Below are 14,000 nucleotides of genomic sequence, written 5' to 3' on the forward strand. Positions count from 1 at the left end.
ATTGGTTTGCAGGGGTCCGCAACCCGCCAGGAGGATCACCCATGGTTCGCATCGTCGACCCACGAGGACGAGGACGTCGCACCCTACTCACGTTGACCGCCACGGTGGCTCTGGTCGCCGCCGCAGTGGCTCCCGCCCAGGCCCACAGCAGCCACGGACACCCCACTCCGCCGCCGACGAGGGTGGCCAGCGGCCTGGACAACCCGCGGCAGCTCATCGTCAACGGCCACGGCGACCTGTATGTCGCCGAAGCCGGACGGGGCGGCAGCACCCTCTGCATCACGGGCCCGGAGGGTGACGACATCTGTCTCGGGTCGACCGGCGCGGTGACGCGGGTGACCCGGAAGGGCACGCAGTCGCGGGTCGTCACCGGACTGCCGTCGCTCGCGGCTCCCGACGGCTCAGCAGCCATCGGACCCTCGGACGTCGAGTGGCTGGGCGGGCGTCAGCTCGCTGTGCTCATCGGGCTCGGCGCCGACCCAGCGGCCCGCGACGCAATGCCTGCTGAGGGCTCCCGCCTGGCGACGTTGCAGCTCGCCAAGGTCGGCTCCACGCACACCCGGACCATCGCCGACCTGGGCGCCTACGAGGCCAAGGCCAACCCGATCCACGACCCGGACAGCAACCCGAGCTCGTTGATCCGGGTCGGCGACAAGTTCGTCATCACCGACGCCGGGGGCAACGACCTCGTCAGGACGGGACGTCATGGCCTGTCGACGGTGGCCGTGTTCGACGACCAGATGGCCGACGCCCCGCCATTCCTGGGCCTACCTCCCGGTACCCAGATCCCGGCTCAGGCCGTGCCCACAGCGGTCGTTCGCGGACCTGACGGCGCGTACTACGTCAGCCAGCTCACCGGCTTCCCGTTCCAGCCCGGCCTGGCGAACATCTACCGCGTCGTGCCCGGACACGCCCCGACCGTGTGGGCCTCTGGGCTGACCAACGTCACCTCCCTGGCGTTCGACTCACGTGGTTCGTTGTATGCCGTCCAGCTCGCCAAGGACGGTTTGCTCAACGCGCCGCCGGACGCGCCGCCGGTCGGTTCGCTCGTCAAGGTGTCGCGCAGCGGCGCCCACACGGTCGTTGCCGACAACCTGGTCGCGCCGTACGGCATGGCCATCAGCGGGCACCAGGCCTACGTGTCGACCTGCTCGGTCTGCCCAGGTGGCGGGGAGGTGTGGCGAATCACGTTGTAGGAGAAACTGGTCCTGGACCAGCTGGATTCCGTGGGCGAGCGACCCGACCGTGAGTTTCAGGGGCGGTCGGGCAGCTCGTCCACGGTCAGCGTGAAGGCCTGCGCGCGGAGTCGCTCCACGAGCGCGTCGCCCATCGCGGTGGCGGGAGTGAGCACTCCCGCCGCCTCGGGCAGCTTCTCGCCGTCCAGGGCGAGGCACAGAGCGGACTCGCCGAGCATGACTGCCGTCGCGGCATACCCCGGGTCCCCCTGGGCGGACACCGTCGCGAGGTAGCGTCGCCCGGTCTCCGTGGTCGTGCGGATCTTCATCGCGAACCAGCCGGAGCGCCGGTTCTGCTCGCTGGGACCCTCGCCGGGCGACGGCGCGAGCCGGTCGAAGATCGGCCGCGTGCGGGGGTTGGCCAGGCCGGCGATGGCCAGACCCATCACACCGGTGAAGACGGTCGCCTGGCGACGTCCACGCAGTCCACGGCCGTAGGCGCTGACCTCGCGGTAGCGGAACCGGCGTCCATAGGCGTGGTCGCGCAACGCGTTGCTCCGCCTGACGATTCGCGTGTTGAAGCCAGCCATGATGAACGGTCCGACCCACTCGCCCGTCTCGGCGTCGGCGAAGACCGACCTGACGTCGCGCTCCTTGCCCAGGTCGGGCTCCGCGACCCGGTCGGGGCTCAAGGCGTAGGGGTCGAAGATGACCTTGCTCAGCGCCTTGTCCTCGCTGACCGCCTCGAGCTGGGCCCTCGACGAGTCGATGGTACCGCCGCTCAGGCCACCCTTGGACTTGGCGTGCAGGGTGGTGTCGAGCAGACCACCGGCGGCGTCGGCGACCGCGCGCTCGTGCAGCAGCAGGACCCCGAGGTCGGAGGGGATCGAGTCGTAGCCGCACGCCGTCACGATGCGCGCGCCGGTCTCCTTTGCCCTGGCGTCGACGGCGTCGATCGCCCTGCGCACGAACAGGACCTCGCCGGTGAGGTCGGCGTAGTGGGTGCCTGCCTCCGCGCACGCCTGCACGACGGGCAGGCCGTAGCGGAGGTAGGGGCCGACGGTGGAGGCCACGGCGGTTGTCGACTCGGCAAGCGCACGCAGCGAGCTCGGATCGGCCACGTCGGCGACGACCAGGGGCCAGTCCCGGGCGCGCGGCGGCAGCGTGGCGCGGACCTGCACGAGGCGCTCGCGCGACCGGCCGGCCAGGGCGACCCGGACGCCATCGGGGGCGTGCTCGGCGAGGTACTCCGCCACGAGCCGGCCGACGAAGCCGGTCGCCCCGAAGATGACGACGTCGTGGGGGCGGGTGGGGTTGGTGGCTGCACTCATGATGGCGATCCGTTCGCTCGGGTGTGCGCGATCAGGTCGCGGTACCAGTGGTAGGAGTCCTTCGGCGTGCGGACCTGCGTGTCGTAGTCGACGTGAACCAGGCCGAACCGCTCGGCGTAGCCAGCAGCCCACTCGAAGTTGTCGGTCGCTGACCAGGCGAAGTATCCCCTGACATCGACGCCGTCGGCGATCTCGGCCGCGATGGCCCGGAGGTGGGCGTCGTGGTAGGCGACGCGTCGCGGGTCGGCAACGTGGCCGTCGACGGGGTCCGCGTCATGGAAGGAGCACCCACTCTCGGTGATGTAGACGGGCGGCAGCGAGTCGCCGTAGCGCTCGCGAAAGGTCCGCACGATCTGGGCAAGACCCTCGGGCACGATCGGCCAGTCGAAGTCGGTGCGCTGGTAGCCCTCGATCCGGCGGTTCTCGAAAGGCAGCCCCGGCGGGAGCTCGGCACCGTCGAGCTGGGAGCTGTCCTGGCCGGCGCCGGGCGCCCCGATCAGCGCAGGGTTGTAGTAGTTGATCCCGAACCAGTCCAGCGGCTGCGCGATGGTGGCGAGGTCTCCGTCCCGGTAGGTGGGAAAGCCCTGCTCGGTCCCCTCGACGGGGTAGCGACCGAGCAGCACCGGGTCGGCGAACATCCAGTTCCACAGGTTGTCGTACACCTGCGCCGCCTCTTGGTCCTCGGGTGACGTGGATGCGGGCCAGACGGGCGAGTGGTTGCTGGCGATCCCGATCTCACGGCAGCCAGCGGCGCGCAACGCCTGGGTCGCGAGCCCGTGACCGAGCAGGAGGTGGTGGGCGACGGGGAGCGCCTCGAACCCGAGCGACCTTCCGGGCGCGTGGTTGCCGATCGCGTACCCGAGCATGGTGACGACGTTCGGCTCGTTGAGCGGCACCCAGCGCGCGACCCGGTCCCCGAGCCGCTCACCCACGATGCCGGCGTATGCCGCGAAGTGCTCGGTGATCTCGCGGCCGGTCCAGCCGCCGAGGTCCTCGAGTGCCTGAGGAGTGTCCCAGTGGAACAGGGTCGCGGTCGGGGCGATCCCGGCTTCGAGCAGCTCGTCGACGAGGCGGTCGTAGAAGTCGAGACCTGCTTCGTTCACCGCACCGGCGCCGGTGGGCAGGATGCGCGGCCAGGCGATCGAGAACCGGTAGCTGTCGACGCCGAGCTCCTCGAGCAGGGCGACGTCCTCACGGTGGCGGTGGTAGTGGTCGCAGGCCACGGCACCGCTCGCGCCGCCGACGATGGCGCCGGGGCGGTCGCAGAAGGTGTCCCAGACCGACCTGCCGCGTCCGTCTTCAGTGACGGCGCCCTCGACCTGGTAGGAGGCGGACGCCACGCCGAAGGTGAAGTCCCTTGGGAGAGTGGGGAACTCGGTCACAACCGCCTCCTCAGGCAGGTGTCTGTGTGCGTCAGGCAGGTGTCGTTTCGTCCAGCAGGTGCCGCTTCGGCAGGTGCGCTTCCAGCGAGGCCGTCATCGGGCGGGCGGGAGCCGCTGGCGGTCAGCGAGGCATGGCGCCGAGCCGTGCGAGCAGCACCGCCTCGGCGACGCAGACCTTCTCGAACTCGCCCAGGTGCAACGACTCGTTGGCGCCGTGGGCTCGGGTGTCGGGGTCTTCGACGCCGGTGACGAGGATCGCGGCATCGGGGAACTTCTCGGCGAACGACGCCACGAACGGGATGGATCCGCCCACACCGATGTCGACCGGCTCGACGCCCCACGCGTCCGTGAACGCAGCGCGCGCCTGGTCGTAGACCGGCCCGTCGGCGTCGGCGTCGAAGCCCGCGCCCTGGTCGTCGAGGTGCACCTCGACCCTGGCACCCCAGGGGATGTTGGCTTCGATGTGTCGCTGCATCGCGGCATACGCGTCCATCGGCACCTCGTCGGGGGCCAGCCGGATGGACACCTTCGCGCTGGCAGTGGGGACCAGGGTGTTGGAGGACTTGGCGACCGAGGGCGCGTCGATGCCGATGACGGTGGCAGTCGGCTTGGCCCAGATCCGGTCGAGGAGGCTGCCGGTGCCGATCACCTCGACGCCGTCGAGCAGACCGGACTCTTCGCGCAGCCGTGCCTCGTCGAAGGCCAGGTCGCTGGCTTTGCCTGACTTGAGGCCCGCGATCGCGACGTCACCGGCGTCGTCGTGCAGTGTCGCGAGGATGCGGATGAGCGGGGTGATCGCGTCGGGGACGGCACCGCCGAACATGCCCGAGTGGACCCCGTGGTCCAGCGTCGTGACCGTGACGACGACCCGGATCAGGCCACGCAGCGTGGTGGTGAGGGCGGGCTCCCCGATGGCCCAGTTGGTGGAGTCGGCCAGGACGATGGCGTCGGCGCGCAGCTTCTCGCCGTGCTTCTCCAGCAGGGTCGGAAGGGAGTCGGAGCCGATCTCCTCCTCGCCCTCGACGAAGACGGTCACTCCCACGGGCAGGTTGCCGGCGTGGGCACGCAGCGCAGCGAGGTGGGCCATGATGCCCGCCTTGTCGTCAGCGGCACCGCGGCCGTAGAGGCGACCGTCCCGCTCGGTCGGCTCGAACGGCGGGCTGTCCCAGTCCTTGTCGTCACCGGGGGGCTGCACGTCGTGGTGGGCGTAGAGCATCACGGTGGGTGCGCCCTCGGGCCCGTCGATGTGCCCGATGACCGCGGGACGACCTCCCTCGCGGACGATCTCGACGTCGAGACCCTCGGCGCGCAGCAGCGCAGCGGTGGCTTCGGCACTGGCTTCGACGTGGGCCTGGTCGAACGCGTCGAGGCTCACGCTGGGGATACGGGTGAGGTCCTCGAGGTCCTTGCGCAGGCCGGGCATCAGGCCCGCGACGGTGGTCTTGAGGGCGGAGATCTGGTCGGTGGTCAGCACGTCGTCAGTCACGTCGGCGAGCCTAACGCGTGGCTCCGCCACGACCTCGAGGTATGCCGCGTGGCCAGCGTGACTGCCCACAAAGGAGGCGCAAGACGCCTGGCTGGCAGTGCGGGCGGCGGCCTTGTGGCTACCACATGGCACCGACATCGGATGTTCGAATTCCGTTTACTGTCAACACTATTCGTTCCCCTGGGTCTTGCACTGATGTTCGAACAGGTGTACGATTGAGACATGTCCATCACCGCCGCAGCTGTCGTCGCTCACGAGGCGACGACCAACTCCCTGTGGGAGCGGGCTGCGCAGGTCGCCGGCAGGTTGAACCTGGCACACGGCGAGCTCGTGGACATCGCGGCCGAGCTGGTCGAGGGCGGCCACTGGGGCGATGGCGGCTTCAGCTCGCCAGAGCACCTCCTCGTGGTTCGCGCCGGCCTGTCCCCCGCCCAGGCGGGCGACGTGGTGCGGATCGCGCGCCGCCGTGCCGAGCTCCCCGATGCCGTGGCCGCCCTCGCCGCAGGTGAGCTCTCGATCGGCCAGGCCGCCGTCGTGGCCAGGCATGGCCGCGCCGACCACCAGGCCGGCATCGCCAAGTTCGCCCGCACCGCGACCGTCCCCCAGCTGAGGCGGGCGCTGTCGACGTCGGTGTTCCTCGACCCCGACACAGGACTGCCCTCGACCGCGCCCGCGCCCGATGGCACCGACTCAGCCACGGGCGACGATGCGCACAGGGACGTGTCCGACGGGGTCGTTCAGGAAGCGACCAGGCAGCACGATCCACTCGCAGCCCTCCGTGCTGCGGAGGCACAACGGATCGCTGACAGGGCATGCGCGCGCCCCGACCTGTCCATGCACTTCGACGAGTCCGGTCGATTCCACCTGCGGTACTCCGCGCCCGCCGAGATCGGGGCTCTCGTCGAGCAAGCCGTCAAGGAAGCCAGGGATGCCTTGTTCACGGCAGCGTCCGGCGCCGACGGGGCCTCACCTGCCCAGGGCGCTCAGTCTGGCGACCTGCTCACAGGTGTGACGTCGTCGCGACCGAGCTACGCCGGCGCGATCGCGGAGATCGCCAGCCGATCCCTTTCCACCATCAGCTCCACCAGCCGGGCCAGCCACTACCGCGTCTACCTCCACCTCGACACCAACGGCGGCTGGGTCAACGGCGGCGGCGCCATCACGCCGCGGATGGCTGCACGGTTCAGCTGCGACGGCACCATCACCCCACTCTGGGAGACCGAGGGACGTCCGATCTCGGTCGGCCGCGACCAGCGGATCCTCCCGGCCCGCACCCGTCGCCTCATCGAGGACCGCGACCGGGGCTGTCGCATCCCCGGGTGCAGCACCACCCGGTTTGTCGAGATCCACCACCTCGACCACTGGGCCGACGGCGGCGCCACCGACTACGACACCCAGGTCAGCCTCTGCCCCTTCCACCATGACGCCCACCACCGCGGTGACCTCACCATCACTGGCGACCCGACGAGACCGGACGGGCTGACCGTCAGCAACCGCTATGGCATTCCCATCCGACCGCCCGCAGCGGCCGAGCTCGTGCCGGCCGACCCTGGTGCGGCTGCAGCTGATCCTCCTGGGTGCGGGCCGTACCCCAGTCCCAGCGGCGGACCGATGCGTGCCCGCGACATCGAGTTCGTCCCCGACGCCTGGCAACGCTGGCGAGAGCCCGCCGTGGAAGGTCAACCCGCGCCGCTTCGCCTCGTCCGCCGGGATCTGAAGTCTGGCGTCTGAACGCCCGTTGCCTCGAGTAGCCAGGAGCTCGCGATTCAAGGGATGGCTGCCACACGGCATACAGTGAGGTCGTGTTTGGACGCAACAAGACCTTGAACGAGCAGCAGGCCGAAGCGGTCGGGCATGCGCCCCGTGAGGGTGCCAAGAACCGGCCCACGCCCAAGCGCAAGGACCAGGAGGCAGCCAACCGGCGTCCGCTGGTCGTCACCGACCGCAAGGCGGCCCGTGACACCGACAAGGTCAAGCGTCGCGAGGCACAGCTCAAGCAGCGTGCCGCGATGGCCACAGGTGACGACGCCCACCTGCCCGCTCGTGACAAGGGACCGGTGCGGCGCTACATCCGCGACTACATCGACGCCCGCTGGAACCTCGGCGAGTTCATGCTGCCGGTGATGATCGTGGTGCTGGCGCTGTCGTTCATCCGCATCCCTGCGCTGTTCGCCATCGTCTCGATCTCCGTCTATGGCCTCCTGCTGGCGGCAGCGGTTGACGGTTTCCTCATGTGGCGCCGCCTCAAGAAGCAGCTCATCGCGAAGTTCGGCGAGGACAAGGTCGGTCGCGGACTGGCGATGTACGCCGTGATGCGCGGTTTCCAGATCCGTCGCTCGCGGATGCCCAAGGCCCTCGCCAAGCGCGGCGACTACCCCACCTGACCGGGCGTTCGGCGCCCTACTCGGCCGCGCGCAGGCTCATCGGCCCGTACACGAGGGCACCCTCGTGGAACAGGTTGACCGCGTCGACCCCGAGGTCGGTCAGGTCGTGCCACGACTCGCCGAACCAGTTCTCGGCATCCGACTGCGACGGGAACGCCGTCGTCACCAGCTCGTCGCCAGCCATCGCGTTGCCCTCGGCATCGACATAGGTCCAGGTCCACGCATCGCTCATCCCTCCACTCTAGGGTTCGCTCCGTGATCGTGTCCGAGGCAGTGACCGTCGCGCATGCCGGCGTGCCGGCCTTGCGCGACGCCTCCTTCACGGTCCCCGAGGGTGAGCTGGTCCTCGTGGTCGGTCCGACCGGATCGGGCAAGACCTCCCTGCTGCAGTGCCTGGGTGGCCGGCCGGCGGCCGCGGCGCAGGTGACCGGTCGCGTCCTCGTGGACGGGGTGGACCTGAGGGACCGAAGCGCCGACGGGAGCCGAGCCCTCGTGGGCCTGGTTCGACAGGATCCTGCCGCCGAGATGATGAGCGGCACCGTGGAGTCCGTCATCGCCGCAGGGGTGCGACCACGCGCCGACGACCCGCACGCGGGCCAACGCCAGGTCGAGGAGAGCCTCGACCTGCTCGGCCTCGCCACCCTCCGTGACCGTCCTGTCGCCGAGCTGTCCGGCGGCCAGCAGCAGCGAGTCGCCATCGGTGCCGCCCTGGCCGCCGGACCCCGGGTGCTGGTGCTCGACGAACCCACCTCGGCGCTGGATCCCGTTGCGGCAGAAGAGGTGTTGGCGATACTGCACCGCCTGGTGCATGACGTCGGCATCACCGTGGTCGTGGCCGAGCACCGGCTCGAACGGGTGGTCCACCACGCCGACTCCGTGCTCCTCGTCGAGGACGGGCTGGTGACCGGCCCCTTCCACCCGGCAGCCGGGATGGCCAGGTCCACCATCAGGCCACCCGTCGTGGAGCTGGGCCTGCGGCTGGGTTGGACCCCCCTTCCCCTGTCCGTTCGTGCGGCCCGGCGTCAGGTTCGTGGTCTGCGCGCCACCCTCGCAGCTGCACCAGCCGCACCAGCCGCGCTAGCCGCACCCACTGCACCCGCGCCGCCCGCTGCCGGCACCCAGGTCAGGGTCGAGGTGCAACGGCTCAGCCTGGTTCGCGGGGACGTCGTCGCGCTCCGAACCGTGACCCTTCAGGTTCGCCCCGGCGAGGTGGTCGCCCTGATGGGTCGCAACGGGGCCGGCAAGTCGAGCCTGCTCGGCATCCTCGACGGTGCCCTGCAGCCCACGTCCGGTCGCACCGCTGTCTCCGGACGATCGGGGCTGGCCCCCCAGGACCCGAAAGCCCTCCTGACCGACGCCACCGTCGACCATCAGCTCTCCGCCAACGACGAGGCGTTCATGCTTCCCGCCGGAGCGACTTCGGCTGTCCTCGAACACCTCGCGCCGAGGCTGGCCCGGGACCGTCGCCCTGCTGAGCTGTCCGAGGGGCAGCGGATGTGTGTCGCCCTGAGCCTCGTGCTGGCTCGCGGCAGTGAGGTGGTCCTGCTGGACGAACCCACGCGCGGGCTCGACTACCCGGCCAAGGCGCGCCTCACCATCCTGCTCACCGACCTCGCCGAGGCCGGGAGGGCCATCATCGTCGCCACCCACGACGTCGAGCTGGCCGCGGAAGTCGCCACCCGGGCCGTCATCCTGGCCGAGGGCGAGGTGGTAGCCGACGGTCCGGCGAGACGGATCCTGAGCGACTCCCCCGCGTTCGCACCCCAGGTCGCCAAGATCATGGCCCCGCTCCCCCTGCTGCGGGTCTCGGACGTGGCTGCCGCCGCCACTCCCTAGCCGGGTGGCCCAGCCTTCACCCTGCGTCGGATCTCGGCCAGGCCGGCTGGACCGGGCTGCACGCTCCACCAGCTCTCGACCCACCAGGTCGCGCCGATCGTGGCCCACTGGTCAGGCGTTCCCGCGGACTTGACGAACTCACCCGTGCTGTCGCCCTCGATGACCACGTCGTAGCCGTCCCACGGCATCCCGGCGCCCTTCCGCAGCTCGCGCACGACCCCCAGGGCCTCGGCCACGGAGTCAAGGGTGAGGTGGGGACTGCCCGGTTGGGCGTCCGGGACGGCGACGGTGGGCAGCACGCCCTGCCACCGCGAGGCACGCTCCAGGGACGGCTGGCTGGCCCGACCGGGTCGGTAGGCGCCCACCACCCACACGGGCGGGTGCGGACGCTGGGTCGGGGGCGGCGGCAACGGCGGAGCGCCCTCGCCCTCCGGACCGACCGGGTAGTGGACCCCGTCGAAGGTGAAGGGCTGCCCGGACAGCAGCCCCCGGTAGACGGCGAGCGACTCGTCGAGCTTGGCCGCCCGCAGCGCCCGCCCCTCGTCTGGCTCGAACCGGGTCCACCCGGGGTGCAGCGCACCCAGCCCGACCGACATCACGACGCGGCCCCCACTGAGCCGGTCAACGGTGCTCACCATCGAGGCGAGGTCCCACGGTCGGTGTCGCGAGGCGGGCGTCAGCAGCGTGCCGAGCCGGATGCGCGAGGTCTGCATGGCCGCGGCGGCCAGGGTCACCCAGGCGTGCTCACCGTAGAGGCTCTCCCAGGTGAAGACGGCGTCCCAGCCGTGCTGCTCCCCCAGGGCGGCCACCTCGGCGAACTCGCGGGCCTCTGCGTACGGGACGACGAAGCCGTATCTCATCGTCCGAACGTAACCCCGACCCCTGACACCGGCCGGCACCCGCTCACGTCTGTGCACAGATCCAGGTGGTTCTGCGCAGAGAGCGGGTCTCTGCGCAGCCTGTCTCCGGTCTGTGCACAGACCGGAGATCAGACCGGAGATCAGGTCAGGTCAGGTCCGGACGACGATCTCGGGCTCGACGACGACGTCGGTGGTGAGCGAGTTCGCGATGTAGCACTGCTCGTGCGCCTCGTGGGTCATTCGCTCGACGGTCGGCAGGTCGGTCCCGGCTGCGACCGTCACCACCGGGCGCAGCACGATCCGGGTGATCCGTTGCGGCACGATGTCGTCCGGCATCTCGCCCGTCGCGTCGTCCGCATAGCCGAGCACGTCGACGCCGCCCCGTGACGCGACGGCGAGGAACGACAACAGCTGGCACGACGACGCCGCCAGGACCAGTAGCTGCTCAGGGTTCGGCAGGTCCGGGTCACCGCGGAAGTGCGCGTCCGAGCTCAGGTCGAAGCCCTCGGTGGCCGGCGGCGTCCACGCCGTGTGGGCGCGCGGGTAGGCCCGGTAGCCCATGCCCGTCGACCCGCTCCACTCGACCCGCGCGGAGTAGACGTGTCCGCGAAAGTCCTTGTCCGGCATACCGATCCCTCCCGGCCCGACCAAGCGTCCGGCCGACCGCTCAGTCCTCGCGGACGTCGACCTGCACGAACGGGGGCTTCACGACCGTGGCCGTGACCTCCCGACCACGGACGTCGATGACGACCTCGTCGCCGGCGGCGACCGACGGCGCCAGCAATGCGAGCGCGATGCCGTTCTTGAGGGTCGGGCTGAACGTCCCCGACGTCACCTCACCGACCACCTCGCCGTCGACCTTCACCTGACAGTGCGCGCGAGGTATGCCGCGTCCGGTCGCGAGCAGACCCCAGGCCGCCCGCGCGGGACCGGCAGCCTTCTCGGCGACCAGAGCCTCGCGACCCCAGAACGCCTCCTTCTTCCAGCCGACCGCCCAGCCGACGCGGGCCTGGACGGGGCTGATCGTCGGGGACAGCTCGTTGCCGTGCAGGGCGTAGCCCATCTCGGTGCGCAGGGTGTCGCGGGCGCCGAGGCCACACGGCAGCCCGTCGAGCGGGGCGGCCGCCTCGAGGAGGGCGTCCCACAGCTGTGCGGACACCTCCCACGCAGGCACCAGCTCGTAGCCACGCTCACCGGTGTAGCCGGTGCGGCAGACGATGACCGGGTGGCCGTTCCAGTCGGTCTCGACGAAGGACATGTACTCGTGGCCCGTGGGCAGGCCCAGTGCCTCGAGAACCTCGTCGCTCTTGGTGCCCTGGACGGCGATGACGCCGTAACCCTCGTGCAGGTTCTCGACCGTCAGCCCCTCGGGCGCCGCGGCGGCGAGCAGCTCGACGACGGCGCCGGTGTTGGCGGCGTTGGGGATGAGGAAGACGTCGTCGTCACTGCGCAGGTAGGCGATCAGGTCGTCGACCACGCCGCCGGTCTCGTTGCAGCACAACGTGTACTGCGCCTTGCCCTCGTGGATGCGGCCGAGGTCGTTGGCCAGGCAGGAGTTGACGAACTCCCTGGCTCCCGGCCCGGAGACGCGCGCCTTGCCGAGGTGTGACACGTCGAAGACCCCGACCGACGTGCGGACCGCCGAGTGCTCGCGGACGACGCCACCACCGGGGTACTCGATGGGCATCTCCCATCCGCCGAAGTCGGCCATCTTGGCCCCCAGGGCCACGTGCCGGTCGTGCAGGGGTGAGGTCTTCAGGGCTCCATCGGTCATGCGCCGAACGCTACCGCCCTCGACCGCGACTCCTCACCCGCACGGCTATCCTGCGCTGTGCAGGTGCCAACCAGCCCCCACACGAAGGATGAGTGCGTGACCACCGTCAACGTCTCCGACCGCCCCGCCCACGACCTCAAGGCGGACGTCCTCGTCCTCGCCACGGTCGACACCGACGGCAAGGCGGCTCTCGCCGCCGGCCACGGTCTTCCTCGGGGCGCCGCCACCCATGTCGCCGCCCAGCTGGCCGCGCTGCACGCGACCGGCGCCGCGGAAGAGGTGCTCACCATCGCCGCAGTGCCCGGCGTGGCCGCTGCTCGGGTGGTCCTCACCGGCCTCGGGAAGGCGTCCGCGCGCACGACAGCCTTCGACCACGAGGTGCTGCGACGCGGTGCCGGCGCCGCCTCCCGCTCGCTCAAGAACGCCACCAGGATCGTCGTCGCCCTCCCGACGACCGGTGCCGAGTCGGTAGCCGCCGTCGCTGAAGGCGCCGCCCTCGGCGCCTACCGGTATGCCGGGGTGCGCGGTCCGTCGGCCCAGCCCACCAAGGGCGTCACGACGGTCACCGTCGCCACCTCCGACGCCCGCGTCAAGGCAGTCAAGGCTGCGGCCACCCGCGCAGGGATCCTTGCCGACGCCAAGGCCTACGCCCGGGACCTGGTCAACACTCCCCCGAACCAGCTCTTCCCGCAGTCCTTCGCCGACTCGGTCAAGGCGCGCAACGCCGCCGCGACCGCCAAGGTGACCATCAAGGTGCTTGACGAGAAGGCGCTCGAGAAGGGTGGCTTCGGCGGCATCGTCGGCGTCGGCCAGGGTTCGGTCAACCCGCCCCGCATGGTGACCCTGACGTGGAACCCGCCTCGGGCCAAGGCCTCGGTCGCCCTCGTCGGCAAAGGCATCACCTTCGACTCCGGCGGTCTCAACCTCAAGCCCGCCGCGTCGATGCTGGGCATGAAGTCGGACATGGCCGGGGCAGCCGCCGTTGCCGCCACCGTCTTCGCCGCCGCCGAGCTCGGGCTGCCCGTGAAGGTGACCGGGTACCTCTGCCTGGCCGAGAACATGCCCAGCGGCACCGCGCAGCGTCCGAGCGACGTCGTGACGATGCGCAACGGCACCACGGTCGAGATCCTCGACACCGATGCCGAGGGACGGATGGTCCTCGGTGACGGCATCTGCCTGGCCGGCGAGGCCAAGCCGGACGCCATCGTCGACATCGCGACCCTCACCGGCGCGCAGATGGTCGCCCTCGGCGCCCGGGTCGCCGGGATCATGGCCAACGAGGACACCTTCCGCGACCGGGTCGGCACCGCGGCCGCCTCGGCCGGCGAGTCCGCCTGGCCGATGCCACTGCCGACCGACCTGCGCAGCCAGCTCGACTCCAGCGTCGCCGACCTCGCCCACAAGGGCGAGCGGTGGGGCGGGATGCTCACGGCCGGCCTGTTCCTCAGGGAGTTCGTCACCGAGGGCACGCCGTGGGCCCACGTCGACATCGCCGGGCCCTCCTACAACGAGGGCTCCCCGTGGGGCTACACCCCCAAGGGCGGCACCGGCTTCGGCGTCGGGACCCTCCTCGCGCTCGTCGAGGGCTACGCCGGCTGACCTGGCTCTCCTCAGCGACTCCCGGCCACCGGTCGCACCGCGAGCGCCGACATGCCGGCCGCTGGCGCATGAGTGGCCAGAACTGCTGAGAAGCAACGCCAGAGGGGCCCGTCCGATGCGGACAGGCCCCTCTGGCAGATATATCTACGGCTGCATCTGCTGCGACTTCTGGT

General features: G+C 70.7%; 12 protein-coding genes. 5 read left to right on the plus strand and 7 right to left on the minus strand.

Annotated features, from left to right (window positions below; translation table 11 throughout):
• The first annotated feature begins 92 nt into the window (after positions 1-92).
• Positions 93-1,196: a ScyD/ScyE family protein gene (locus EAH86_RS08160; RefSeq protein ID WP_161988596.1), complete on the plus strand. Its 1,104-nt coding sequence runs from the start codon at positions 93-95 to the stop codon at positions 1,194-1,196.
• Between the two features lie 56 nt (positions 1,197-1,252).
• Here EAH86_RS08160 and EAH86_RS08165 read toward each other — a convergent pair whose 3' ends face one another.
• From EAH86_RS08165 to EAH86_RS08175, 3 genes are all read right to left on the minus strand, one after another.
• Positions 1,253-2,506, minus strand: coding sequence for a saccharopine dehydrogenase family protein (locus EAH86_RS08165; RefSeq protein WP_140738730.1), 1,254 nt, complete (start codon positions 2,504-2,506; stop codon positions 1,253-1,255).
• Positions 2,503-3,888, minus strand: a complete 1,386-nt coding sequence (locus tag EAH86_RS08170; protein WP_140738733.1) for a GH1 family beta-glucosidase — start codon at positions 3,886-3,888, stop codon at positions 2,503-2,505. Before EAH86_RS08170 ends, EAH86_RS08165 begins: the two co-directional genes overlap by 4 nt.
• Before the next feature lie 121 nt (positions 3,889-4,009).
• Complete coding sequence (locus tag EAH86_RS08175) at positions 4,010-5,374, minus strand: dipeptidase (protein WP_241668269.1); 1,365 nt, start codon at positions 5,372-5,374, stop codon at positions 4,010-4,012.
• A gap of 222 nt (positions 5,375-5,596) precedes the next feature.
• Here EAH86_RS08175 and EAH86_RS08180 point away from each other — a divergent pair, with 222 nt between their 5' ends.
• Both EAH86_RS08180 and EAH86_RS08185 read left to right on the plus strand, forming a co-directional pair.
• Positions 5,597-7,105 carry an HNH endonuclease signature motif containing protein gene (locus tag EAH86_RS08180; protein ID WP_140738739.1) on the plus strand — a complete coding sequence of 503 codons (1,509 nt, stop codon included), beginning with the start codon at positions 5,597-5,599 and terminating at the stop codon, positions 7,103-7,105.
• 71 nt (positions 7,106-7,176) lie between these two features.
• Positions 7,177-7,758: a DUF3043 domain-containing protein gene (locus EAH86_RS08185; RefSeq protein WP_140738742.1), complete on the plus strand. Its 582-nt coding sequence runs from the start codon at positions 7,177-7,179 to the stop codon at positions 7,756-7,758.
• A gap of 16 nt (positions 7,759-7,774) precedes the next feature.
• On the opposite strand, the gene EAH86_RS08190 is transcribed toward EAH86_RS08185, so the two are convergent.
• Entirely contained in the window at positions 7,775-7,990 is a 216-nt protein-coding gene (locus tag EAH86_RS08190; RefSeq protein WP_140738745.1) for a hypothetical protein, read from the minus strand.
• Between the two features lie 23 nt (positions 7,991-8,013).
• On the opposite strand from EAH86_RS08190, the gene EAH86_RS08195 reads away from it, so the two are divergent.
• Positions 8,014-9,594, plus strand: coding sequence for an ABC transporter ATP-binding protein (locus EAH86_RS08195; protein ID WP_140738748.1), 1,581 nt, complete (start codon positions 8,014-8,016; stop codon positions 9,592-9,594).
• On the opposite strand, the gene EAH86_RS08200 is transcribed toward EAH86_RS08195, so the two are convergent.
• The 3 genes from EAH86_RS08200 to gcvT form a co-directional block, all read right to left on the minus strand.
• A complete protein-coding gene (locus EAH86_RS08200; protein WP_140738751.1) occupies positions 9,591-10,454 on the minus strand; it encodes an LLM class flavin-dependent oxidoreductase in 864 nt (287 codons plus the stop codon). The genes EAH86_RS08195 and EAH86_RS08200 overlap by 4 nt on opposite strands.
• Positions 10,455-10,604: 150 nt before the next feature.
• On the minus strand, positions 10,605-11,081 hold the full coding sequence (locus tag EAH86_RS08205; protein ID WP_140738754.1) for an OsmC family protein: 477 nt from the start codon (positions 11,079-11,081) through the stop codon (positions 10,605-10,607).
• Between the two features lie 40 nt (positions 11,082-11,121).
• Positions 11,122-12,228 carry a glycine cleavage system aminomethyltransferase GcvT gene (gene gcvT, locus EAH86_RS08210; RefSeq protein ID WP_140738757.1) on the minus strand — a complete coding sequence of 369 codons (1,107 nt, stop codon included), beginning with the start codon at positions 12,226-12,228 and terminating at the stop codon, positions 11,122-11,124.
• A gap of 96 nt (positions 12,229-12,324) precedes the next feature.
• On the opposite strand from gcvT, the gene EAH86_RS08215 reads away from it, so the two are divergent.
• The gene (locus tag EAH86_RS08215) at positions 12,325-13,827 is read left to right on the plus strand and encodes a leucyl aminopeptidase (protein ID WP_140738760.1); all 1,503 of its coding nucleotides are present in this window, start codon (positions 12,325-12,327) and stop codon (positions 13,825-13,827) included.
• The last annotated feature ends 173 nt before the right edge of the window (positions 13,828-14,000 follow it).

This window comes from Pedococcus bigeumensis (assembly GCF_006438965.1).
Lineage (GTDB): Bacteria > Actinomycetota > Actinomycetes > Actinomycetales > Dermatophilaceae > Pedococcus > Pedococcus bigeumensis_A.